Below are 25080 nucleotides of genomic sequence, written 5' to 3' on the forward strand. Positions count from 1 at the left end.
CGTCGGGACCGACTAATCCAGTGATTCGCGGGCCTTTGCTGAGCTGGTGCGCGGCGCAGTTGATGATGGCAACGAACTGACGCACTTAGTTTGGAGAGTCGACTTAGACTTCTCGGCATTTCTGCCGACGTTCTGTCGACGGCGCTGCATTGAGACCCGATTAGACGGTTCGCCGACCATCCAGCGGAACCGACCGCGTTTCTGACTGTCGCGATCGATCCGCGAGGCCCTCAGCAATGTCGGTCTCTAGTCTTATCATCGACGCCAGTTCAAGACTTTAGGAGGCGGTGGGTGGGGCGAGGCGGACCACGATCGGGGGACACGCTGGCAGAGCGCTTTCCACTGCAGGCGGCCGAATGGCATCCGACCCTGAACGGCGCCCTCACGCCTGCAGACGTCAGCGCCCGCAGCAACCGCAAAGTTTGGTGGCAGTGCTCGTTCTGCGGCAACGTCTGGGAGACGGTCATTAACAACCGAACAACGAAACAGTCGCTGGGCTGCCGCTCGTGCACTCGCAAGCGGATCGCCCAAACCGTGCATGCTCCGCGTGAGGGGCAGTCGCTCGCCGACCTTCACCCCAACCTTGCCGCGGAGCTGCACGCCACGCGAAATGGGAACAAGAAGGCGACTGTAATTCACCCCGGCTCCCACACCAAGGTGTGGTGGACTTGCTCGACATGTGGCCATGAGTTCGAAATGGCTCCGCGACGCCGCACCGCAGCACCGTTCAGCGGATGCCCTCCATGCTCCTACCGTCGCGTCGGCGAGAAGCTCAGCACACCACGGCCGGGGGCGTCGCTTCTCGAACGAAACCCTGACATCGCCCGCGAGTGGCACCCGACGCTCAATCAACCGACGACTCCTCAACAGATCACGCACGCCAGCGGGTACCACGCATGGTGGAAGTGCGGCCGGACCGAATGCGGACACGAATGGCGCACGGCCGTGGCGAACCGGACAACGGGCAAGCGCACGGGTTGTCCCGTCTGTAGCAGAGCCGATCAGCACCTGGCAGAACCCGGACAGTCGGTCGCTGACCTGCACCCGCAGCTGGTAGCAGAATGGCACCCCACACTCAATGGCGCGCTCGATCCTTCGCGAATCAAGCCGGGGTCTTCGGTTGCCGCGTGGTGGATGTGCAACTTATGCGGGCATGAGTGGGAAGCCACCATCGCAGCGCGGGCCATCGCAGGCACGGGATGCGCTCCGTGCAGCTACAAGAAGCGTGGACAACTCCGGCGCGCACCGGCAGCGCAAGGCTCCTTGGCCGACCTCTTCCCGGATGTTGTTGCCGAATGGGACTGGGATGCCAACCCGGACATCGATCCCGAGGCGCTCAGGCCGGGAAGCGACCTCATCGTGGGATGGCGATGTAAGCGCCGTGGCCACCGTTGGAAAGCCCATGTTTATGCGAGGACCGGCAAGGAACAGACTGGGTGCCCTGCATGCGTACACCTTCCCGACGAGGGCCAGTCGTTCGCGGACGCCAACCCGCAAATTGCGCTGGAATGGCATCCGACCCGAAACGGGGACCGTCTTCCATCTGAGTTCAAGCCGGGCAGCGCGTTCAGGGCCTGGTGGCGGTGCCTGGCCCGTGGCCACGAATGGCGGGTGTCGCTCGCGAACCGCAATGGCGCAGGAGCGTCGGCCTGCCCGACGTGCAGTATGTGGGGGACGTCGGCGACTCAGATCCGTATCGCGCACGAGCTAATTGCCGCCGGCGTACCCGTGGTGCTTGACCATCCGAAGATTCCGGTCCCAGGACGGCGTCCAGTTGCCGCGGACATCGTAATCCCGGACATGTCGATCGTGATCGAATACGACGGGAGTCAACACCACGCCGCCGCAGAAGCATTCGACCGCGACCGGCGGCAGACCGATGCGTTGACTGCCGCGGGGTGGGCGGTCATACGGCTGCGCCCACAAGCGCTTGAACCGATCGATTTCAACTGCGTTCAGATCGCCAATAACGCCTCAATCAAAAACATCGCATCCGCTGCGCTGGCCAAGATGGCCGCACTTGGGCATCCACCCTCGAAACTCGATGCTTATCTTAGGGATTCCGAACTGTGGGCTAGCGCCGAAGCGGACCGCGCCGTGCTGAACCTAAGGTCGCGAAGCTTGCTCGACGAGTTTCCCGACGTCGCTGCTGAATGGCACCCGACTCGTAATGGCGCGCGGACACCCCGAGATGTCAACCCGGGCAGCAAAATTCCAGCGTGGTGGCTGTGCTCGGAGTGTTCACATGAATGGCGGGTGAGGCCAGGACATCGAACGCGAGATGGGGGCACCGGGTGTCCGCGCTGCGCCGCACGAATGAGCGGTATTCGAAGGCGAATTCCGAAACCGGGCAACTCGCTAGCCGAGGTATACCCGGATCTGCTCAAGATTTTTCACCCAACCAAGAACGGTGACCTTGATCTGCGTGAGGTGAACGCAGGGACGACTCGGCGAATATGGTGGCAATGTCCTGCGTGCAATCACGAATGGCACACCACCTCGCCAAGAAACTCAGGTTGCCGGCCATGTGGCGCTAAGAGGCGCGGGGAGAAAATCGCGACTCCAGAGTCCGGACGTTCGTTGGCGGACCTTCACCCGGACATCGCTTCCCAGTGGCATCCAACCAAAAACGGCGCTCTACTGCCCTCTCAAGTCAGAGAAGGGTACGCGAAGTTGGTTTGGTGGCTGTGCCAAGACTGTGGCCGTGAGTGGCGACGCAGCCCAGGAGCGCGGGTAGCGAACGGGTCAGGGTGCCGACGTTGTGCGGCGGGCAAGGTTGGTGCTGCCCGAAAGACCCCCGCGCCAGGAGAGTCCTTGGCCGATACTCACCCGGAGCTGGCAGCAGAGTGGCTTTTTGAGAAGAATCCTGGCTCCTCGCCGGTGGCGTTAAAAGCGAACAGCTTGAAGCGGGCTTGGTGGCGATGCGCGGAGTGCAGTCACGAGTGGGAAGCGCGGATCGACACCCGTGCGCTACGTGGCCATGGATGCAAGCGATGCGCTTCAGTGCAATTGAGCGTGACACAGAGACGTCCGAAGCCTGGGCGATCACTTGCCGACGTCAAGCCCGGACTCATGAGGATGTGGCATTCGACGCGCAACGACGGCATCAGCCCGTATGACCTGAAGCCGAACAGCCACACGCGCGTTTGGTGGTTGTGCCCGGACTGTGGGCATGAATGGCAAGCCAGGCCGGGCAGACCGGGTTGTCGCCCATGCAGCATGAAGAAAGTCGGTGTCGCGCAATCGAAGCCCGCTCCGGGCCGTTCGCTCCAAGAACGTTTCCCCGCGATGGCGAAGCAGTGGGACGCGGACCGCAACAGCCCGCTTACTCCCGCCGACGTTGCGGCAGGGTCAAACCAGTACTTCTGGTGGGTATGCCCTGACTGCCGCCATGAATGGAGGGCGCGACCCTCAACGCGAATCACCAGTGTGTATCTGTGCCCCAGTTGCAAGAGCGAAACAGTCAACTGAGATCGCGCGTACCGTAGTTCTCCGCGCGAGTCGGCCGTCCACCAATTTGCACGCCGTGAGACTATCCGTGCACCGGCGCGGAGTCCGGTCGGACAGTCCGCCAATCCTGCCAATCCCGGGACAGTCGAGGGCACGCGAACGTGCAACCGACGTCCATCTCCCGGACCGCTGTCCAACCGCTTCGATTTAGACGAAATCAACGGGCGTCTCCCGCACCGAAACGGCTACGATTCCATCGCTATCGGACAGATCACCTTTGCATGTGCTGCGCGAGTCTATGTACGTCTTCGTGTCTGACGGCCGCGACCGACACTACGTCGCAGCTCTCAAAGTTCCTCACCGACACTCTCGACTCACCAGAGATCCAGCATTGCTATCTTTTAACCAATTTCCCGATAATTACCGCCAAATCTCCACTCAGCGCACCAAGCAATCTGGAGTACAGAGCAATTCATTCTCAACAGCCCAATTTCGCTATGGCACATTTGCACAGCGTGTGCGACGTTTGAGGCAGCACACATCCGTGTGCTGCCTCGCAAGCGCTGTGCGCCAGGCGATCTCGATTCGGGTGGTGATCGACGTGTTGACGATCGCGAAGCTCTCACGCTGGTCGATCAACTATTACAACGACACTGCCAACGCCGTCGGCCAGGCCGCCATAGACGCCCAAAAAGCGGGCGGCGGACTGGGGGAGTACTACACCGAACATGACACCCGCACCCCCGACTGGTTGTGCGCCGGCGACACCCACACCGCCGCCAAACTCGTCGGCCTAACCGACATCCAACGTGCCGGTGCGGAGGCCGATACCGAGGTGGTGGCGCGCTGGCTCGACGATGGTGTAGCGCCCAACGGCGAATGCGGACGCGCGTTCGGACCCCGCGGCGTGCACGGCTTCGACCTGACATTCTGCGCTCCCAAAACTGTTTCGCTGATTCGCGCTCTGCTGGCCGACGAGGTGGCCGACAAAGCGATCTCCACCGCACACGCCACTGCTATCAGCGAGGCGATGGAATACCTTGCCGCCCATGCCGGATACACCCGCATTCACAACCCGGTCACAGACAAAAAGGATCTAGTGAAGCTGCCCGGCTTGGTGGCGATCGCCTACCAGCATGAGACGTCACGGGCGGGCGATCCGCACCTGCACACCCACGTGATCGTGCCCAACCGCCAGGCCCGCCACGACGGCCAACTCGTGTCGATTGATGGCACCTCGCTGTATCACGAAGCCCGCGCCGCTGGGGTCATCTACCAAGCCACCTTGCGCCGTGAACTACACCGTTCTCTGGGCGTGGAATGGAACGTGGCGGACCCCGCCGCCGGCATGGCCGAGGTTGCCGGCATCAGCGGCGAGACCATCACCGCGTGGTCGCAACGCTCCACCCAACTACGTGAGTGGGCAGCGGGAAACCTAGCCGTGGCGGACGCCCGCCACCTCACGCCAGCCCAGCTCGCAACCGCCCAAAAGGCGACCCGCCCGGCCAAACCCGAACAGCTCGCCTGGGCCGAGTTGCGAGCTCACTGGCGCACCGATGAGCGCGGCCTGGCGATCGATGGCGCCGCCTGGCGCCAAGCCCGCCAGACCCGCGAACAAGCCGCGCGGACACCGCTGAATCGGAACTGGTTGGTCGCCGCCGCGCAGCGCATCGAGACGGCCGCATTCACCCGCGCCGACCTGATCGAGATCGTCGGCTCGCAGCTGCCCGTCGACACCGAAGACAGTCCCCGCACGCTCGTGGAGAGCGCTATCGATCACGTCGCAGTCCGGCTCACCGCGACCCGTCAACCGCACCAGCGGGAAGGCCATGAACGCTTCACACTAGACGCCATTCTGACGGAGGAAGCCGCGCTGCTCGACCTCATCGACGCCCACGATGTACGGGCGGCTATGTGGACCAAAGACACTGACACGACAGGGCTGTCGCCGGATCAGAAACGCGCTGTCGAGAACGTCGCGCAGTCACCATGGTTGGTGCAGCCGTTGAGCGCGCCGGCGGGGGCCGGCAAGACCACCTCCATGCGTGCCCTCGCCTCGGTGGCGCGACGTCGCCACGGGCAGGTTCTGGTGCTCGCGCCGACCGGTAAGGCCGTCGATGTCGCGGTCCGAGAGGGCGCCGGCGACACCGGCTTCACCATCGTCAATGCCCTGCACTGCTTACAGACCGGCACCCTGAAACTAGGCCATCTCGACTTGGTGATCATCGATGAAGCCGGCATGGTCGGCACCAACGATCTCCGCCAACTTCTCACCGCAACAACGAAAGCCAATGCCAAAACCGTGCTCGTTGGTGACGCCCATCAGCTGGCCCCGGTCAAGGCCCGCGGCGGCATGTTTGCCCAACTCTGCACCGATCTACCGTGGACACAAAAACTCTCCGAAGTCTGGCGCATGCACGACCGCGAAGAACGCGCCGCCTCCCTCGCCCTACGCGACGGCGGTCCCGCACCGGTGCGCCGCGCGATCGACTGGTACCGCAAGCATGAGCGGTTGCACACCGGTGACGAAATCGCCATGGCGAGCGATGCGCTTGCCGCCTACAGATCTGACATCGCTGGCGGCAAGGACGCTCTGCTGCTATGCAGCACAAGGGAAATGGCCGACGCGCTCAACCGTCGCATCCACACCGAGGCCATCAACCCGACAGCCCCCACAATTGGTATCGCACGGGGACAGCGCGTCGCGGTCGGAGACCTGATCATCAGCCGGCGGAACGACCCCAGCATCCCTGTCCTGGACGCCACCGGCAGCGCACCGGCAGCTGACCCGGTGCGCAACGGCAACCGCTGGCGCGTCTACGCCATCGACCCCCAGAACAACCGCATCGCCGCGCGCCGCCTCGACGACGACGCCCGCGCCGTTTTCACCGGCGACTACCTTACCGAGCACATCGCGCAGGGGTACGCCGTCACGGTGCACTCCGCCCAAGGTGTCACAGCCGACACCACCCACGCCGTCTTGGGCGAAAACACCACCCGCGCAATGCTGTACGTTGCCATGACACGCGGCCGCGACACTAACACCGCCTACCTCTGTCAGCGCGTGGCGGGTGAGGGTGATCACCAGCACCGCGAGGGCGACGACATCCACGTGGCGCGTCGCGGCAACGGCCGCGATGCTGCCCATCTACTGCGCGACATGATCGCTAGTCGCGGTGAGCGCGCCCGCAGCGCTCACGATGTCAGTGCCACCTCTAAATCCGACCCTGTTCCCGAGCGGGTTGGCTCGTTCGTCGACCGACGCGCTAAAGCAGCCGAACACCGGCGCAAGAACTATCTGAAGTGGCAGGAGCAGACGTACGCCGCCTCGTCAGGTAATGAACGATGGAGTAAACACCACCTCACCCGAAGCTCGAATCCGGACCACGGTATTGATTTGTGATCGGGCGAAGCCGGCGTAGTTGGTGGGTGGGTGCGCGAATCTCCTACATAACCGGTCACTGCAACCGCCTCTCGCTCCCTCATGATCAGGGCGGTTTGGGCTGTCGGCCGACATTCAACGGGCACGGAATGTCGGAGGTGACCGTTATCGTCTGGCGAAGGGCGGGCAAACCCGCGCGCCGCTGTCGATAGCTTCAAGGGGAGGGTCTGAATGGCAGAGCCAAAGGAAGAGACTCCAGCCGCGGAAGGCGACCATGAACTGTTGCTCGCTCAGATCCGTGAGTTGTACGGACGCGCCGCGTACACGCATAAAACCCATGAGAAGCAAGCAGATATTTGCTACCAGAAGTATTGGTGGCAGCGCCGTGGGCTCCTAGTGATGACAGCCGTTAGCTCGACCACGTTCGTCGCGTCGTTGCTCGGACTGGCAATGGGCGAGCAGTGGGCCCCGCTGGTCACTTCGTTCATCGCTCTGGTGGTCACCGCGTTGAATCTTGGCACCAAGAACTTCAAGCACGGCGAAGAGATGCAGCAGCACCGTGACACGGCGGCAAAAGTGTGGGATGTCCGCGAGTCCTACCTGTCGCTCATTGTTGACCTTCAAGCCGGAGCTTGTTCCATGGGCGACGGAATTGCGCGACGCAACGATCTGCAAGAGAGGTACTTCGCCGTTCTCGTTGATGCGCCCCGTACCACACCGAAAGCCTACGAGGCAGCGCAGGACGGCTTGAAGAACCGAGAAGACTTGACGTTCACGGAACGCGAAATCGACCTGCTGCTTCCAGTCCAGCTTCGCCAGGGAGAGAAGTCAGCAGATGAAGACAAGTGAGATTTTCGATGGTCTGCTGACCAACCTGAAGGTCGACAACAACGACACCATTGCTGCCCGCCGCGATGAAATCACGAAGGTTCTTAACAAGGAGTTCCGCGACCTCGACGGGTCCACGAATAACCAGCTGATGGTCGGCTCCTACGGGCGCTTCACGGCGATTCGGGGCATCTCCGACCTGGACATGCTCTATATCTTGCCGTCGTCGCTGTGGGACAGGTACAAGGGTGAGAACGGTCCCTCCGATGTGCTGTCGCGCGCAAGTACTGCCATACAGGCGCGCTATCCGAACACCAGCGTGAAGGTGGACCGATTGGTTGTCGTCGTGACGTTCCAAAGCTTTACATTCGAGGTGCAGCCAGTCTTCGAGCAAGAGGACGACTCATTCAAGTACCCGGACACGAAAACCAAGTCGTGGAAGGTGACCAAGCCGCGCGAGGAAATCAAAGAGGTCAGTACCTACGACGGCATTACGAATGGCAATCTGCGCAAGCTGTGCAAGATGGCAAGGGCGTGGAAGAACAAGCACGGCGTGGTCATGGGTGGGCTGTTGATGGACACCTTGGCGTACAACTTCTTTCAGAAAACGACCGACCATCACTCCGCAACCACGGCGACATACGACCTGATGGTCCGCGACTTCTTCAAGTTCCTGACCGAAGAGGACGACCACGACCACTACCAGGCGCTGGGAAGCAAACAGGACGTGAAGGTCAAGAAGAAGTTCCAGCGCAAGGCGAAGACCGCCCACGAGCTGTGCCTCAGGGCGATTGACTCTGCGGGCAAGACGACGGCAAACGCCAAGTGGAAGAAGGTCTTCGGCAAGCCTGTTCCCGCATCAAGCACCACCAAGGAAGCTGCGAGCACCTACGCGTTCGACAACACTGAAGAGTTCATTGAAGACGCGTTGCCCGTGGATGTTCGATACAGCCTTGTTATCGACTGCACCGTCACCCAAAATGGCTTCCGCCCAGACACACTGCGCAATATGCTCGCCCGCCGTGTTTGGCTCAGACCGCAAAAGACGTTGGAGTTCAGGGTTACGGAGTGCGATGTGCCGCAACCGTACAAGTTCAAGTGGAAGGTCTTGAATCGCGGCGATGAAGCAGAGAAGCGAAACGAGATTCGGGGTCAGATAATCAACGAAGACAGTCGAACACACCGCGAATCCACGAAGTTCCGTGGTGAGCATTACGTCGAGTGTTACGCCATCAAGAACGGTGTGGTTGTTGCGCGGGATCACATTGACGTGCCAATTACCACGACCCCGTAACCGTACGCCGCGCCGCTGGTCATACATCGGGGTCCCGTCAACGCCGTAATCTGCTGTGGCGCATCCTTACACAGTGGTGTCGCGCTCTGGAGTGCGATCAACTGAGGTCATCGGCAAGCTGTCGTAGCAGACGACATTCTGGTTCGCGTCCGCGCTGAACTTTGCCAGCCGTTGCAGCGCCTTCGCTAGCCGTTCGTTGACCCCGGCGGGGCGGTCGAGTGCCTCGGTAGAAGCCGCCTCAGCGTCGGGCGAGAGGTGAGCGGCTTGGCGTTCAGCCGGCGCGTCGTCGGCAGCGCGGTTAGCGGCTTGCAGGACGAATGCGGTGATGTTGCCTATTCCATGCCGCGGGCAAACACGTAATCGAGGTAAGAGGCGACCAGGGTGATCTGGTCGTCAAGGTTCTCCTCGCATGCGGATTCGAGGTGTTCCTTGCGGCGCCACGCGGCCCATTTCGCTTGTGCGACTGCGCCGTAGCCGGCCAAGTGTGGTGCGACTGGTTCGAGGGTGATGCCGCGGTGGTGGGCGACCGCTCGCGCCGAGCGGAGAAGCTCGTCGGAGTTGATGCCGGCCCGTGCGAGCGCGACGATGTCGACGTAATCGCGCCAGCGCGTACTGGTGATCCCGCGCTCGAGGATCGTGACGCCCTTCTCGGCGATGGTCGTCTCGGGCGCGTAACCAAGCAGCGTGATCGGGTCGCCAAGGATTCGGTCGAGGGTCACCTGTCGGGGCGGCGGCACGATGGGGTCTCCGGTGGATACATCCCAGGCCGCATTGCCCTTCCAGGGCCCGATCGACACCGCCACTCGCACGCGCAAAGCCGGGTAGTCGGCCTGCTCCCGGATCTCCTGCACGGTGATCGTGTCGACGTCGAACACCACGCCGTCGGCCACGTCGATTGCAGCGATGTCGCGGACCACCTGGGCGAGACGTTCGGCGCTGACGTCGGAGCTGATGGCGTTGGAGTCGGTGTCTTTCGTCGGGCGCCGCACCCCATAGGCGGCTAGCAGAATTCCGCCTTTGAGAACGAAGTCGCCGGCATGGGAAGTTCGGGTGAGCCGGTCGAGAAACGATTCGAGAGTATGCCGGATCAGGTACTCCTGCGTCGGCGCGCTGGTCCCGCACTTCGCCGCGGTAGACCGGGCAGCGGACTGAATCCGACGGAAGACCGCGTCGCCGGAGGTCACCCTAGGATGTCCAATGCTTGCAGGACTGGGGACTTCGCGCGTGGCAGCCGGGAGGCGATCTCGATCAGACGGGCCGGTTTGCCGCCTCGGCGCAGCCACTCCCGCAGCGCATCGCGCGCCAGTTCGTAGCCGACCTCACCGCGCAGCCGAAACGCGTCGGCGATCGACCGCTCAGGTGAGTAGATCCCGATTGTCTGGGCCGACCCCGGGATAGTGATCTGCTCGCGTCCGATCTCGAAGGTGGCCCGGTCGAAGTGATGCCACGCGATCGCACCGGTGCTCGCTGGTGTTCGCGATCCGCGGGGGATCGCAATGTCCAGCGCGGCGGGGATCGTGTCAGTGAGATCGTGATGGGCGAGTGCTGAGGTGAGGCAGATGGTGGCATCGGGGCGCCGTGTCGCGGCCTCAAGCTGATCCCAGTCGGCTGCCGACGCTTCGGCGGGCAGGTAGATGCCGCGAGCGATCCGGTCGAACCGACCGGCGCGCGCGCCGCGGTAGAGCCCGACGCGCGACAGGCCAGCCCGATCCGCCGTGCTCGGGGTGAAGGCATCCACTCGTGCCACCTCCTCTCTCAGCGACCATGATACGAAACGTATACAGATAATGCTAGCTGTAGACGTTTCGTATCATGTCGGGATCCTGCATCCTGGTCGAAGCTCGATCGTTTGCGTGTCCCACGTAGCACCAGGGCGATACGGTTTCCGACGACGAGCAAAGCCTGCTCGAACTCGCCGCAGTCGCCGGGGGTCGAAATGAAGTGGTTGGCGATCGCCGCTGTATTCGCTGGGGCGGTGGGGCTGAAGTGCACGCTGGTCGGTGGCATCCCCCGGTGGGAAAAGGCATGAATGAGGACGCCGGGTCCGAGGGGAACGACACATGAGCAAGAAGCTGATTACTGCAGCGTTGGTGGTCGCAGGTCTCGCTACAGGGCTCGCGCCGACAGCACACGCTGATGGCATCAATACCGAGGTCTGCCGAGCGGTGATGGCTTTGGGCGTCAATCCCTACAATCCGAGCGACAACTACACCGTCAACATGCTCCAGCGGTACCCGGACATGACTTATAACCAAGCCATGGCTCTGGTCCAAAGGGCGTATCGCTCGGTCCAGTTCCATGAGAACTCCATGTGCGACGGCGTTACCATTCCCGACAACTACTGACGGCTGATCCCACGCACGAACCAGACGACAAGCTGATCGGCGACCGCATTTCTATCGGGCCGGAACGGATGCGTGGCGGGGAGTCTTGTCAAAGTTGCCTCCGCACTGTCAACCTTTCCCGCGACCCCGAAGTATGACCCGCATTATGTGGTTATGTCCCTACGCATTTTCGTCATCCTTTATTCATCGGTTATGAATGGGATTCGACGGGAATCAGCAGATTTTGTTGGGAATCGAGAAGCGTCGTAATCCCTTGTGGCACTGGGAAATAACCGGATCTCAGACGAGTTGTCGAGAACCGCCAAAACCGAATCCGTTGGTCGCGGGTTCGAGCCCCGCCCGCCCCACCTCAGAGCCGGTAATTAGCTTACCTAAGCGCAGGATCCGACCTTTATTTGTACTTTATGGCACGGTCCAACAGGGCGGCGACCTCGGTGTGCATGCGCCCGCGAGAGATATAACGGTCCTGCGTCATCGACACCTTTGAATGCCCCAAGTGATCGGCGCCGACGCGCGCCGACAGGCCTTCCTCGTCGATCAACGTCGCGCCAGTCTTGCGGAACGAGTGGGTGGTAACGCCGGGCACGCCGAGTTGGTCGCGCACTTTCCGCCACTGCTTGCCAAGGTTGTTGGGGTCGCGAAGGGTGCCTGCCGTCGACGGAAAGATCACAGTCGATTCGCCAAAGTACGGGCGTGTGCGGCGGTCTTGAAGTGCGGTGACGGCGAAGTCTGGCAACGGTATCGTGCGCCGGCCGGCGTCAGTCTTCATACCGTCGATCCGCTGTAAGCCCACTCCGGCTACGCGCACCACCTTCCCGTGACCGCAATCGTCGCTTTCGTCTCGTCGAAGTCGGGGGTCAGTCGCTCGTCGCCGAGCTAGCCCGACTCAAGAGCACCGACGGATTCCACGGCGTCCGACGGTGCGGCCAGCTCCGGCAATTGACCGGCCAGGTACTCAGCGAGCGACCTGATGGTCGGGTAGTCGAACACCGCGGTGGCGCTGATCGCGAACGCGCCACCGAACTGGCCGAGCAACCGGTTACGCAGTTCGACCGCCATCAGAGAATCCGTACCCAGATCCAGGAACCGGCTGGTTGCGGACGGCGGTTGGGCGAGGCGCAGGAAACTTTGCACTTCGCGCTGCAGGAATTCGGTCAGGAAATTGGCGCGCTGCGCCTCGGGTACCTCGTGTAGTTGCCGGAGCAACTCACTGTCGCCGTCTGTCGCCGCGACAGCGCTGGGCAGCACGTGGTCGAGAATCGGTGGGCGAGAACCGCCCAGCACCTTCGCGGCACGCTGCCAATTGGCCTTGATGACGGTTGCTTGTCCTGTGCCGTGAGCGACAATCTCACCTAGCGCGTTGAGGGCGGCCGTGGGTTCCAGCGAAACCATGCCTTGCGCACCAAGATTGGCGCGCGCGGCGTGCGAAGTGGCCATGCCGCCCTTCGCCCAGGGACCGAAGTTAACGCTGGTCGCAGGCAGGCCTCGCGCCTTGCGGTACGCAACAACCCCGTCGAGCAGCGCATTGGCGGCGGCGTAGTTGGCCTGGCCGGGTGAACCGAGCACGCTAGAGGCCGACGAGTAGGCGATGAAGAACTCGAGCTCGTCCTCCCTGGTCAGCCGATGTAAATGCCAGGCACCCAACGCTTTTGGCAGCAGGGTCGTCCGGAAGCGTTCCACGCTCTGCTGTGGTAGCAGCGCGTCGTCGAGCACGCCCGCCAGGTGTACCACCCCCGCGAGCGGCGGCAACTCCGCCCGGATCCGGCTCAGCAGCTCTGCGACCTGAGACTCGTCGCCGACATCGGCCGCGAAGGTATGTATCCGACACCGGTAGCGCTCCATGATGTCGGCGATTGCGCGTTGCGCGTTCGCATCGGGCGGGCGCCGGCTGGTCAACACGATGTCACCGGCCCGGAGTTGGGCTAGATACGCCGCCGTGTGCAGGCCGAGCGCGCCGAGACCGCCGGTGATCAGATAGCTCCGACCGCTGCGAGGCTGTAGCGGGTTCGGCACCTGAAGCACGATCTTCCCGATATGCCGCGCTTGCTGCATACGGCGAAACGCTATCCTCGCCTCCGTTAGCGGGTAGAGCTCGGCAGGCAGCGGCGCCCACTCGCCGCTTGCCAACCCGTCCGACACCTCGGCCAACAAGCCCCGGATGCGCTCAGGGTCTTGCGCGATGGTCCCGTCCAGCGCAACGATCTCGTAGTCGATGTCGGGACGGATCGCCGCCATCTGCGCGTGCGTCCAGATGTCTCGCTTGGCAATCTCGGCGAACCGGCCATTCCGGGCGGTGGCCCGCACGGTCGCCTCGACGAATCCTTCATTGGTCAGGGAGTTGAGGACTACATCCACACCCGAGCCGCCGGTATCCGTCAAAATCTGATCGGCGAAGTCCGTACTGCGCGAGTCGTAGACGTTTTCCACACCCATCCTGCGCAGCGTCGCGCGTTTATAGGTGCTGGCGGTAGCAAAGACGATCGCACCGCACTGCTGTGCCAACTGGATCGCGGCCAATCCCACGCCGCCGCTGGCGGCGTGGACGAGCACCCGGTCACCGGGTCGCAGCTTCGCCCAGTCGAACGCGAGTCGGGCCGTAAGTGCCGCAGCGGGTATGCTCGCCGCGGCTACCGCGCTCAGCCCTTTGGGCACCGGCGCCAGCAACTGGGCAGGCACATTGACCCGACTGGCGAACGCCCCCTGCATGAAGCCCATGACGCGTTGGCCAACCTCGAATCCGGCGACGCCAGTACCCAACTCGGTGACGATGCCGGAGAAGTCACCGCCGATCGGCCCCGGATCGCCCGGGTAGAGGCCCAGCACATTGAGCACATCCCGGAAGTTGAGACCCGCGGCCTCCACCCGGATCTGCACCTGGCCAGCAATCGGCGGCAGCACTTCCGTCTCAGCCAGACGCAGGTTATCGATAGCACCGCGTTCGGTCGGTGCCAAGACATAGTCATTCGCGCGTGGTACCGCGAGCTGCCCGCTGCGCGCCCATGGCAGTAGCCGCGATACCAGGAACTTTCCTTGTCGCAGTGCGAGTTCGGGTTCCGGAACGGGTGTGCGGGGTGCGCCGAGCAGGCTGGCTAGCGAGGGCACGGTGTCGTCGGATCCGTCGTGGTCGACCAACCTGCACCGCAGGGTCGGCTGCTCGGCGATGATGGTGCGTCCGAGCCCCCACAGCGCCGCCTGCACCGGGTCAACCGGCTCGCCGGGCTCGGTCGCCACAGCCCTTTCGGTGATGATCCACAGTCCGCCAACGAGTTTCACCGTCTCGTCAGCCAGCAGGGTATGCACGGCACTGACTAGGCCGGCGATCTCGGTCTCCAGCCGCGCGGCGAATTCAGCGCTCGACTCTTCTGCGCTCGGCTGCCCGGTGCTGCGCCAGACGATGCCGCTGATCGGCGCACCGCGCTCCTGCGCCTGTGCGGAAAGCCGCTGCCAGTGCTCCGGATCCGGAGTGCCATTACAGCGGATGCAACTTGGCAGCTCGGCCGCCAGCTCCTCGAATCCGGCAATCAGCCATGTCCCGTCGGGGTTGTCGGGGGCCCCGATATCACTGCTCGACGCCGGCGGCGGCACCTCGTTCCAGCCGAGGGTATAGAGGAGCCGAGTGGCATCGCCGCCAAGCCCGCGCAACAGCGCCTCCCGGGGCGCGCGTTTCACCGTGAACTCGCGGATTCCGCCCAGCTGGTGACCATCCCGATCGACGAAATCCAGATCGAAGACTTGGGTTTCGCTGTCCAGACCGCCAGCCTGCCACCTCGCGCGGCAGTAGAACCGCCGTGGCATTCGCTTGCGCAGCACGACCTGGCCGTAGCGCAGCGGCAGGAACAGATCGGCCACCATCCCTTGTTCGGTCGCCGCGAGAAGCGCCGGGAAGGCCGGGAAGGCGATTCCGGTGCACAGGTCCAGCAGGACCGGATGGATCGGCTCGCTTCCGAGCTGTTCGGCGAGTTCGTCGCCGATGACGACATCGCCGACCGCCTCACCCTCACCGACCCACAGCGATTTCAGGGAAGTGGACCAGGTGGGTCCCCAGGCCAGGTCCATGTCGGCGAAGGTGTCGAACAGCTGCTGCGGGCGCGTGCGATTCAACCGCTCGCATACGACATCGATGGAATCCGCCGAATCGGATGACGGCTCATCGTCGACACCGGTGACGACTGTGCCATCGGCGTTCAACGACCACTCGGCATCGCGAGCACCGTACGGGCGGCTGTGCACCTGAAATGTGCCACCTCGGCTGTCGTCGGTCGGATGCAACGTGAGCTGCACTTCCCGGGAACTCTTGTCGCCCAGGATGATCGGTTCATAAAAGAAGACTTCTTGTACTCGCGCCGGCGGCCCGACCGCGGCAAGGGCCATCGTCGCGTACGTCGCACCCGGAACCACAACGGTGCCATAGATGACGTGATCGGACAGCCACGGCTGCGATTTGACGGACAGCCGGCTGGTGTATACAACGTCGCCGGAAGCGAGATCCTTTGCACTACCTAGGATTTCGGCTACGGCAACACCCTCACCGCCTATGCCCGCGATGGCGGAAGTTTTGGGCCAGAACTGACGGCGCTGGAATGGATAGGTCGGCAGTTCGAGTCTGCGGCGCGGTAGCTGGTGCAGCGCAGCGAAATCGGGCCGATGCCCGGCGACATACGCCGCGGCTAGCGCTTCTGCCATCTGACGCCGGGCATCGGCGCCCTTGCGCAGGGAAACGATCGCACGCGGCGCGGCCGAGGATTCCCAAACTTGCACCGCAGCTGCGGTCAAAATCGGTTGGGGACCAATCTCCATCAACACCGAGCATCCGAGCTGCGCAACGGTGCGCATACTTTCGGCGAACTGCACCGGCTGGAGGGAATGCCGCCGCCAATATTGGGCGTTCAGCGGGGTTTCCGCCGTGAGCACCGCCCCGGTGCGGTTGCAGACCAGCGGTCGAGTCGGGACGGCGAACTTCAGGCGCGCTGCGTACGACTCGAATTCGTCGAGCGCCGGTTCGAGTAACTCGGAATGGAAAGCATGACTGGTGTCTAGCCACGAGCAACGGATCCCGTCATCGCTGCACGCGGCGACGATCTGTTCCAGATCCGCGCCCGGGCCCGACAGCACCGTGTTGGGACCGTTGTAAGCGGCAACCGAAACCCGCGGAAATTTTTCGGCGACGCCCTCCACGTCCTTTGCGTCGGTGAAGACCGCCACCATTCGCCCGCCCTCAGGCAGACTGCCGAACAGCCGGCCGCGTTCGGCCACTAACCGTGCACCGTCTTCGAGACTGAACACATCGGCCACACACGCCGCCGCGTATTGGCCCACGCTGTGCCCAAGCACCACATCGGGCTCGATGCCCCACGACTGCCACAGCCGGGCCAGGCCCATCTCGACGGCGAAAAGTGCAGGCTGCGCAAAAGAGGTGTGCCGCAGTGTTTTTCCGGCTTCGCCGCCGGTGTCCCTGTCGGTGGCGAACAGCACCTCCAGCAACGGAAGCGGCAACATACCGTCGACCGCGTCCGCGCATCGTGTCACGGTATCGGCAAACACCGGCTCGGCGTCGAACAGCTCGCGCGCCATCCCTGGGTACTGGCTGCCCTGCCCGGTGAACAACCACGCCGTCGTAGGCGGGTCAGCGCACTCGCCACGTATTACACCCGGTCGCAGCTTGTTCTCGGCCAACTCGGCCAGTAGCTCCCGTGCGCCCGGTACCGAATCGACGACCAGCGCGGCTCGGTGTTCGAATTTCGAACGCCCGACCCCGGCCGTGAAGCACACATCGGTGATGTCGACCTTCGGGTGCGCATCCAGCCAGGTCGCATATCGCTGCGCCACCGCCACCAGCGCCTCCGGTGAGCGCGCCGACAGCGGCAACACGCTGACCGGTCCAGCTGAGGCGTCCGACTCCGGTCTCGCGGCGACGTCGTCTGCCGAGTGTTCGTCAGCGGTCGCCGATCGTGGTGGCGCCTCCTCGATCAGGACATGTGCATTCGTGCCGGTGAACCCGAAGGAACTCACTCCGGCACGGCGTGGCCTGCCGTCGGCCTGCCAGGGAATTGCTTTGTCCACGACCCGCACCGGCAACAAGTCCCATGGAATATGCGGTGACGGTTTCTCGAAGTGCAGGTTGGGCGGCAGAACGTCGTGCTGCAGAGACAACACGACCTTGATCAGACCGGCTACCCCCGCTGCCGACTCGAGGTGGCCGATGTTGGTCTTCACCGATCCGAGCAACAGCGGCCGGTTCGGGTCACGGCCGCCGCCATAGGCGGCCGCGGCGGCCTGTACCTCGATCGGGTCCCCCAGCGAGGTGCCCGTCCCGTGCGCTTCAAGGTAGTCAACATCGGAACCGCCAATGCCGGCACGAGCTAGCGCCGCGGAGATAAGCCGTTGCTGTGCACCGCCGTTGGGCACGGTCAAACCACTGGAAGCGCCGTCCTGATTGACCGCGCTGCCCGGGATGACCGCGCAAATACGATCGCCGCCGCGCACCGCATCGCTCAGCCTCTTGAGCACCAAAATCCCGCATCCTTCACTGCGCACATAGCCGTCGGCGGCGGCGTCGAAGGTCTTGCATCTTCCGTCGGGGGACAGCATCCTGGCGCGTGCGGCGGCAACAATGGATGCCGGGCTCAACAAGACGTTCACCCCACCGGCCAGCGCCAAATCGCAGTCACCGGAATGCAATGCCTGGCAGGCCTGATGGACAGCCACCAGCGACGAGCTGCACGCGGTATCCACCGCCACCGCCGGTCCTTCCAGTCCCAGCACGAAAGCAACCCGACCCGCGATGGCATTGAGCGCATTGCCGGTGATGAAGTGCGATTTGATGGTCTCGACCGAGTCGGCGGACAGTAGATGCGAATACTCGTTGGCAGCCACCCCCACGAAGATGCCGCTCCGACTGCCGCGCAACGTAGCAGGCGAATACCCGGCACGTTCCAGGCCCTCCCACGCAACCTCTAGCATCAGCCGCTGCTGCGGATCCATCCACACGGCCTCGCGCGGTGAAATACCGAAGAACTCCGGATCGAATCCGGCGATTTCGTCGAGGTATCCACCGCAGCGGCTGTAGATCTTGCCCGGTGTCTCGGGATCCGGGTCGTAATAGTCGTCTACGTCGAAGCGGTCATCCGGGATCTCCCTGATCGCATCGACACCGCCGGACAGCGCCTCCCAATAAGCGTCGGGATCGGGCGATCCCGGAAAACGGCAGGCAACCGCGATAATTGCGATCGGTTCATCCGACGGCCGGGTCATTTCCGAGGTCATTACCGAGACCGGCCGGGCCCCCGAACCAGAAGATGGCTGTCCGCTGAGGCCGAGCACGTCGCCGAGCAGGTAATCCGCGACGTCGACCAGGCGTGGATGGTCCATCGCGAGCGTCGCCGGCAGCTCCCTGCCCACTGCCTGCTCGGTTCGGCGCCGCAGTTCGACGGCCATCAGCGAATCCATGCCGAGGTCGAAGAATCCGGCCTCGTCGCGGATCTCCGCCCCATCGATCCGTGTCACCTCCGCTACGACGTTGCGCAGAAACTCCACGACGATCTTTTTCCGGCGCTGCGCTGGAGCGAGGGTGAGCTGCTCGACCAATCGGGTGGTCCCCGACGCCGTCGGTGTCGGAGCGGACTCGGGCACCTCACGCTCTAAATCCGCCAGGAATGACCGCTTTCCGGCCTGCTGGTAGAGCGCCAGGAAGCGGGCCCAGTCGATCCGGGCCACAACCCCCTGTGCTGAAGAAGCCACCATGAGTTGGGCCATCCCCGCCAGTGCGTCAGCGGGCGGCAATGTCTTGACCCCGCGCCGATCTAGTTGCGCACGGGCGTCCTCGTCGGCCATCCCCGCCATCCACGGACCGAAGTTGACGCTGATCCCGGAAACACCCTGCTCACGCAGCCGCCGGGCCAGCCCGTCGAGGAAGGCATTGGCCGCGGCATAGGCGGTCTGGCCGAAGCTGCCCCATACCGCGGCGATCGAGGAGGTGCAAAGGAAGAAGTCCAATTGCATGTCCGCCGTTGCTTCACTCAAATACCAAGCGCCCCAAACTTTCCCGGCGAACACTCGATCTACTTCGGCGTCGTCCAGGGTGCGCAGCCCGGTGGTACCGATCTCGCCTGCGGCATGGACGATGCCGGCCAGCGGCGGTAGCTCGGACTGCACAGTGGCGATGAGACGAGCGACGTCGTGCGGGTTGGCAACGTCGGCCGCGATAACCCGGAATTCGCAGCCGGACTGTTCGCGTAGCGCGTCGATGCGCTGTTGCGCCGCATCGCTGGGTGAGCGTCGGCCGGTCAGCACCAGCTGCCGGGCGCCGTGCGCGGCGAGATATCCGGCGATCTCCAGTCCGACCGCGCCCAGCCCGCCGGTCACCAAATATGTCGCGTCACCACGCAGTGCCAGCGGTGTCGAAGTCGGCTGTGCCGCGCATCGCGACAGCCGGGCAACATAGACCGCATGATCGCGCAGCGCGACTTGGTCCTCCCTGCTGGCCGCGCCGCGCGGGACTGCCACCAACTGATCGATCAACGCCGACCACTCGTCAGCGCCGCCTTCGGAAAGATCCGCCAGTCCGCCCCACAGCTGCGGATGTTCCAGCGAGGCAGCGCGACCGAACCCCCACAGGCAGGACTGCACCGGCGACACGGTGTCGGTGCTGGTGACCCGTTGTGCGCCACGGGATATCAGCCAGATGGGTGTGCGGAGTTCAGCGGCGACCGCGGCGCGGAAGAGTCGCCGTGTTCCGCCCAGGACTCGGTGTTGCATCGCCAACAGCGACCGCATCGACGGCGCACTGTCATCGAGGGCCGCGAGATACAAGATACGCAGCGTCGGTTCGTCGGCCACCGCAGCGCGCAACTCGATTTCGAGCCGCTCGGAGTCCGCATCGGACACCGGCAGCCCGAGGATCCGGTACCGGTGGCCGCGTGCGGTCAGCGCGTCGACCAATGGCGCAACGACCGCGGCGTTGTCGCCAACGAGGAGCCAGGCAGACGGCTCGTCGGCTTCCGCATCCGAGACGGTGGATTTCTCCCAACGAATCTCGTAGCGGGCGTCCGCCACGCTCTGGGCCTCACGCTGTTGGTTGTGTTGTCCGGCAAACCTTGTCAGCACGTCGACGGTCTGTTGATTGCCGCTCGCACCGTCGAGCAGCGCAGCGAGTTCCTCGATGCGGCCGTCTTCTAGAAGCCGGACGGCTTTGGTACGCACGGCATCGGACTGAGCGGAAGACTGGGTCGGCCGGACCCGCTTATCCCGGAACCAGAACGGGCGATGCTGGAATGGATAGGTGGGCAGGTCGAGCTTGCGCGTCGGCCCCTGCTGGAGAGCGCCGAAGTCGGGCAGGTGGCCGAAGATGTAAGCGTCGGCAAGGGCTTCGGTGATCTGGCGATGGTCAGCGCCGTTTCGCCGCAATGACGCGGTCGCCCGCGGTGCGGTTGCCGGGTCAGGCCACGCCCGCAGGGCTGCGGCGGTGAGCACCGGTTGCGGGCCGACCTCCAGCAGCACCGCGCAGCCGAGATCGGCCAATGTCTGTACGCTTTTTGCGAATTCGACCGGTTGCCGTGCATGGCGGCGCCAATAGGCGCCATCCGGTTTCGCGTGCCAGCCCAGGGCCGTGCCGGTCCGGTTGCACACCAAAACCCGTTGTGGCGAGCCGAACTCGAACTGGCTCGCATACGACTCGAATTCGTCGAGGACCGGATCCAACAGCGCCGAATGGAAGGCGTGGCTGGTTTCCAGCCAGTCACACCGGACACGGTCGGCTATCAACCCGGCCACCGCCCGGTCCAGATCCTGCGCGGGTCCCGACAGCACGGTATTGGCACCGTTGTAGGCGGCCACCGACAACTGCGGAAACTCGTCGGTGAGGCTCTCGACCCGCTCGGCGTCGGCGAAAACCGCGACCATCCGACCGCCGGCTGGCAAACTGCTGAATAGGCGGCCGCGCTCAGCGAGCAGTAGCGCTCCGTCCTCGAGAGTTAACACGCCTGCGACGCAGGCAGCCGAATACTGGCCGACGCTGTGGCCGAGCACCACGTCAGGCTCCAGGCCCCACGACTGCCAGAGCCGGGCCAGGCCCATCTCCACCGCGAACAAGGCCGGCTGGGCGTAGCGCGTCTGCCGCAAGGTGTCTTGAGGATCCGAGCCATCCGGGCTATCCGCATCGAAAATAACGTCCAGCATTGGTCTTTCGAGCACGCCGGCAACGGCCGCCGCGCACCGGGTCACCGTCTCGGCGAACACCGGCTCGGTCCCGAACAACTCCCGGGCCATGCCGGCGAACTGGCTGCCTTGACCTGGGAACAACCACGCTGTCTTCGGCTTGTCGGCGCATACTCCCCGCACCAAGCCCGTTGCCGGGCGATCGTCGGCGAGCGCACCGAGTAACTCAATGGCCGATTCCGTCGAATTCACCACCAATGCCGCCCGGTGCTCGAGGTGGGATCGCCCAACCCCGGCGGTGAAGCAAACATCCGACAAGGTGGCCTCCGGATGCGCGCTCAACCACCTGCGGTATCGATCGGCGATCTGCACCAATGCGGCCGGGCTGCTTGCCGATAGCGGAAGCAGGTTGAACCGTCGGTCCGCGGGCGCCTCGACCGGGCCCGGTGGCGCAGCAACCTGACCTACTACATCAGGCGCTTCCTCAAGAATGATGTGCGCGTTGGTCCCGGAGAACCCGAACGAACTGACCCCTGCAACACGGGGTCGACCGTCGCGTTCCCAGGCGGTGGCCTCCGCCACGACCCGCACCGGAAGCTGATCCCAAGGAATGTGCGGTGACGGATTCCGAAAGTTTAAGTGCTTCGGCAACACCTCATGCTCGAGCGACAGGATGACCTTTATGACGCCCGCGATCCCCGCGGCCGCCTCCAGATGACCGATATTCGTCTTCACCGATCCGATCAGCAGCGGCCGGCTGGGGTCGCGCCCGTCGCCGAGTACCGCAGCCGCGGCCTGGACTTCGATCGGATCACCCAGCGATGTCCCGGTTCCGTGCGCCTCCAGGTATCCGACGTCACCGGCTACGACACCGGCACGCTCCAGCGCCTCGGTGATGACCCGTTGTTGAGCGACGCCGTTCGGCACCGTCAGACCGCCCGATGCGCCATCCTGATTGACCGCGCTGCCCCGGACCACGGCCCGAATCCGGTCGCCGTCGCGGATCGCGTCATCGAGCCGCTTCACGACGACGACACCGCAACCCTCGCCACGCACATAGCCATCCGCGGCCGCGTCAAACGTCTTGCACCGGCCGTCCGGCGCCAACATCCGCGCCTGTGAAAAAGTGATCATGGTGCCAGGGCTGATCAGAACGTTCGCGCCGCCGGCCAGCGCGAGGTCACACTCGCCCAACCGCAGCGCTTGGCACGCCTGATGGATTGCCACCAACGAGGAGCTGCACGCCGTATCGACTGTGACCGCCGGTCCCTGCAACCCGAGCCGATAACTGATCCGACCCGCTCCGGCGGCAGCCGCCGTGCCAATTGCCATATAGGCTTCGATCTCGGCGTAACTCAGCTCATCCGACATCATTCCCAGGTAGTCATGGGTGGACAAACCTATGTAGACGCCGCTCTTGGTGTTCGCCAAAGCCGCTGGTGCAGTGCCCGAATGCTCCAGCGCGTGCCACGCCGTCTCCAGCAACAGCCGATGCTGCGGATCCATCAGCCTGACCTCACGCGGCGACACCCCGAAAAACGGAGCGTCGAACCCCGCAATGTCGTCGATGAAGCCTGCCCGGCGAGTCACAATCTTCCCGGGCGCCCCGGGCTCTGGGTCGAAGAACTCCTCGACATCCCACCGTTCCCGAGGTACGTCCGACACCGCGTCCCGGCCTTGCCGTAGCACATCCCAGAACTCGTCCGCGTCGGCGGCGCCCGGAAATCGCGCCGCGTAGCCCACTATCGCAAAACCCGATGCCCGCGCCGTCCGATATTCGACGGTTGCCATGCAGTTGTCCCTCCCTGCCTCGGCCGGCGAAGATTCGATGCCTGCGTCGGGGCCGTGGTACCTCCAAACCACGTCTTCGGCCGCCAGTCGGCACGAGTATTGCAACTATGAATAGTTCCCCGTGCCGGTACAGCCAAAATTGCCACGACTGCGGCCTCCGGCCTGCGTCGCACGCGTCCGTTTTCAAAGACTGTTCTATCACCATAGCCGCCTGCCGCAACCGTGGGCCGTTGCGGACGATTCGGCGCAGGTCGGAGACGGTGATTACGGAAGAGTTACCCTGATCTCGCTGCCAGCGTGGCCGGACAGCAGCTGTCCAGAGCGGGGGAGGACGATATTGCGTATCGGAAAAATTACGATCGGCTCAATTGATGAATGGACGCTGAGCCCAGGCGTAGTCACATCCTGGCACCCCACAATTGCGGCTCGGGAAAAGGCCCGGCAAGCGCCGGTCAGTTCTGTACCAATCAGCTACATGCAGGCCCAACATCTTCGGGGTTATTACGAACGAACAGCCTTGGGGCTCGACTATTCACGGGAAATCATCGCGACCTGTGAAGTACCCGGCGAGTGCGATATTCCTGCCATGAATAACGCGCTCAACGCATATTTGCGTCGGCATGATACATACCGCAGTTGGTTCGAGTACACCGATACCGGAGACATCATCAGGCATACCATCAACGATCCTGCTGATATCGAATTTGAGCCGATCAATCACGGTAAAATGACCGTTGAAGAATTACACAACCATGTAGTGCAAAACCGGAATCCGCTACAGTGGGATTGCTTCACCTTCGGAATTATCCAAAGCGAGAGCAATTTCACATTCTATGCGTGTATTGATCATATCCACGGGGACGCTGCGTTAATTGGGATTACGATGTTGGAGTCCCATGGAATGTATACAGCGTTGACGGGAGACGGCAAACCCCTCGCGTTGCCCGATGCCGGCAGCTTTGACGATTACTGTGTCCAGGAGCGCCAGTACACGTCAACTTTAACCGTCGATTCGCCGCAGGTACGCGCGTGGATTGACTTCGCCGAGAATAACGATGGAAGCCTTCCCGAGTTCCCACTTCCACTGGGCAACCCATGGGAGCCGAGTGACAGCCACATGGTCAAAGAATTCTTGATGGATGCGGAGCAGACAGCGAGATTCGAATCAGCCTGCACGGTGGCCGGAGCCCGCTTCATTGGCGGCCTGTTTGCCTGCATCGCACTGGTGGAACATGAATTTACCGGAGCTCCCACATATTTCGGACTTACTCCCAGAGATACACGCAGAACGTCGGATAATTTTATGACTCAGGGTTGGTTTACCGGCTTGGTTCCGATCACTGTCCCGATAGCCGCAGCGTCTTTCGGCGATGCCGCGTGGGCAGCGCAGGCTTCTTTCGATTCAGGTTTGGACATGGCGAAAGTGCCGTATTACCGCGTATTGGAATTGGCACCGTGGTTGAGCAGGCCTCGTCCGAACTTTCCGGTATCGAACTTCTTGCATGGCGGCGCCGCCCCCCTTAATGCTGTGTTCGCGGCGGCCGAGTTGGGTTATGCGAAGAACATCGGGATCTACTCCGATGGAAGATATTCATACCAACTAACCATCTACATATTCAGGTCCGAAGAGGGCACGGCAATGGCGATAATGTTTCCAGACAATCCGGTTGCCCAGAAATCAATTGCCCGCTATATAGCGGCGATGAAGTCTGTGTGTGTGCGGGTCGCTGACAGCGGGCATTGGGGACGCGTTGCGTAGGGTGGAGTAATTCGATGGCCGCTTCTGAAATGCGTAATTTCCGGGCCGGCGGGGTAGGAAAATTGCGCGGTTTCGACAG

General features: G+C 63.2%; 11 protein-coding genes. 6 read left to right on the forward strand and 5 right to left on the reverse strand.

All coding sequences use genetic code 11. From position 1 onward, the window contains the following. Positions 1 to 291: 291 nt before the first annotated feature. From MSIMFI_RS29705 to MSIMFI_RS16130, 4 genes are all read left to right on the forward strand, one after another. Positions 292 to 3471, forward strand: coding sequence for a zinc-ribbon domain-containing protein (locus MSIMFI_RS29705; RefSeq protein ID WP_191497938.1), 3180 nt, complete (start codon positions 292 to 294; stop codon positions 3469 to 3471). Positions 3472 to 4051: 580 nt separating this feature from the next. Continuing rightward, on the forward strand, positions 4052 to 6853 hold the full coding sequence (gene mobF / locus MSIMFI_RS16120) for a MobF family relaxase (protein ID WP_191498230.1): 2802 nt from the start codon (positions 4052 to 4054) through the stop codon (positions 6851 to 6853). Between the two features lie 210 nt (positions 6854 to 7063). Beyond that, positions 7064 to 7681, forward strand: coding sequence for an SLATT domain-containing protein (locus MSIMFI_RS16125; RefSeq protein ID WP_191497939.1), 618 nt, complete (start codon positions 7064 to 7066; stop codon positions 7679 to 7681). Continuing rightward, the gene (locus MSIMFI_RS16130) at positions 7668 to 8954 is read left to right on the forward strand and encodes a nucleotide-binding domain-containing protein (protein ID WP_191497940.1); all 1287 of its coding nucleotides are present in this window, start codon (positions 7668 to 7670) and stop codon (positions 8952 to 8954) included. The genes MSIMFI_RS16125 and MSIMFI_RS16130 overlap by 14 nt, the downstream gene beginning before the upstream one ends. Before the next feature lie 66 nt (positions 8955 to 9020). On the opposite strand, the gene MSIMFI_RS16135 is transcribed toward MSIMFI_RS16130, so the two are convergent. The 3 genes from MSIMFI_RS16135 to MSIMFI_RS16145 are packed head-to-tail and all read right to left on the reverse strand — an operon-like array spanning position 9021 to position 10701. After that, a complete protein-coding gene (locus tag MSIMFI_RS16135; protein ID WP_191498231.1) occupies positions 9021 to 9290 on the reverse strand; it encodes a type II toxin -antitoxin system TacA 1-like antitoxin in 270 nt (89 codons plus the stop codon). Beyond that, positions 9287 to 10138, reverse strand: a complete 852-nt coding sequence (locus tag MSIMFI_RS16140; RefSeq protein ID WP_191497941.1) for a nucleotidyl transferase AbiEii/AbiGii toxin family protein — start codon at positions 10136 to 10138, stop codon at positions 9287 to 9289. The genes MSIMFI_RS16135 and MSIMFI_RS16140 overlap by 4 nt, the downstream gene beginning before the upstream one ends. Further along, positions 10135 to 10701: a type IV toxin-antitoxin system AbiEi family antitoxin domain-containing protein gene (locus tag MSIMFI_RS16145; RefSeq protein WP_224770211.1), complete on the reverse strand. Its 567-nt coding sequence runs from the start codon at positions 10699 to 10701 to the stop codon at positions 10135 to 10137. The genes MSIMFI_RS16140 and MSIMFI_RS16145 overlap by 4 nt, the downstream gene beginning before the upstream one ends. Positions 10702 to 11014: 313 nt before the next feature. Between MSIMFI_RS16145 and MSIMFI_RS16150 the strand changes: the two genes are divergently transcribed. Then, on the forward strand, positions 11015 to 11299 hold the full coding sequence (locus MSIMFI_RS16150) for a hypothetical protein (protein ID WP_191497943.1): 285 nt from the start codon (positions 11015 to 11017) through the stop codon (positions 11297 to 11299). Positions 11300 to 11690: 391 nt separating this feature from the next. On the opposite strand, the gene MSIMFI_RS16155 is transcribed toward MSIMFI_RS16150, so the two are convergent. Both MSIMFI_RS16155 and MSIMFI_RS16160 read right to left on the reverse strand, forming a co-directional pair. Next, complete coding sequence (locus tag MSIMFI_RS16155) at positions 11691 to 12068, reverse strand: site-specific integrase (RefSeq protein ID WP_191497944.1); 378 nt, start codon at positions 12066 to 12068, stop codon at positions 11691 to 11693. A 107-nt stretch (positions 12069 to 12175) separates the two neighbouring features. Continuing rightward, positions 12176 to 23242 carry a type I polyketide synthase gene (locus MSIMFI_RS16160; RefSeq protein WP_191497945.1) on the reverse strand — a complete coding sequence of 3689 codons (11067 nt, stop codon included), beginning with the start codon at positions 23240 to 23242 and terminating at the stop codon, positions 12176 to 12178. 337 nt (positions 23243 to 23579) lie between these two features. On the opposite strand from MSIMFI_RS16160, the gene MSIMFI_RS16165 reads away from it, so the two are divergent. After that, a complete protein-coding gene (locus MSIMFI_RS16165; RefSeq protein WP_318187397.1) occupies positions 23580 to 25001 on the forward strand; it encodes a condensation domain-containing protein in 1422 nt (473 codons plus the stop codon). The last annotated feature ends 79 nt before the right edge of the window (positions 25002 to 25080 follow it).

The organism is Mycobacterium simulans (assembly GCF_900232995.1).
Lineage (GTDB): Bacteria > Actinomycetota > Actinomycetes > Mycobacteriales > Mycobacteriaceae > Mycobacterium > Mycobacterium simulans.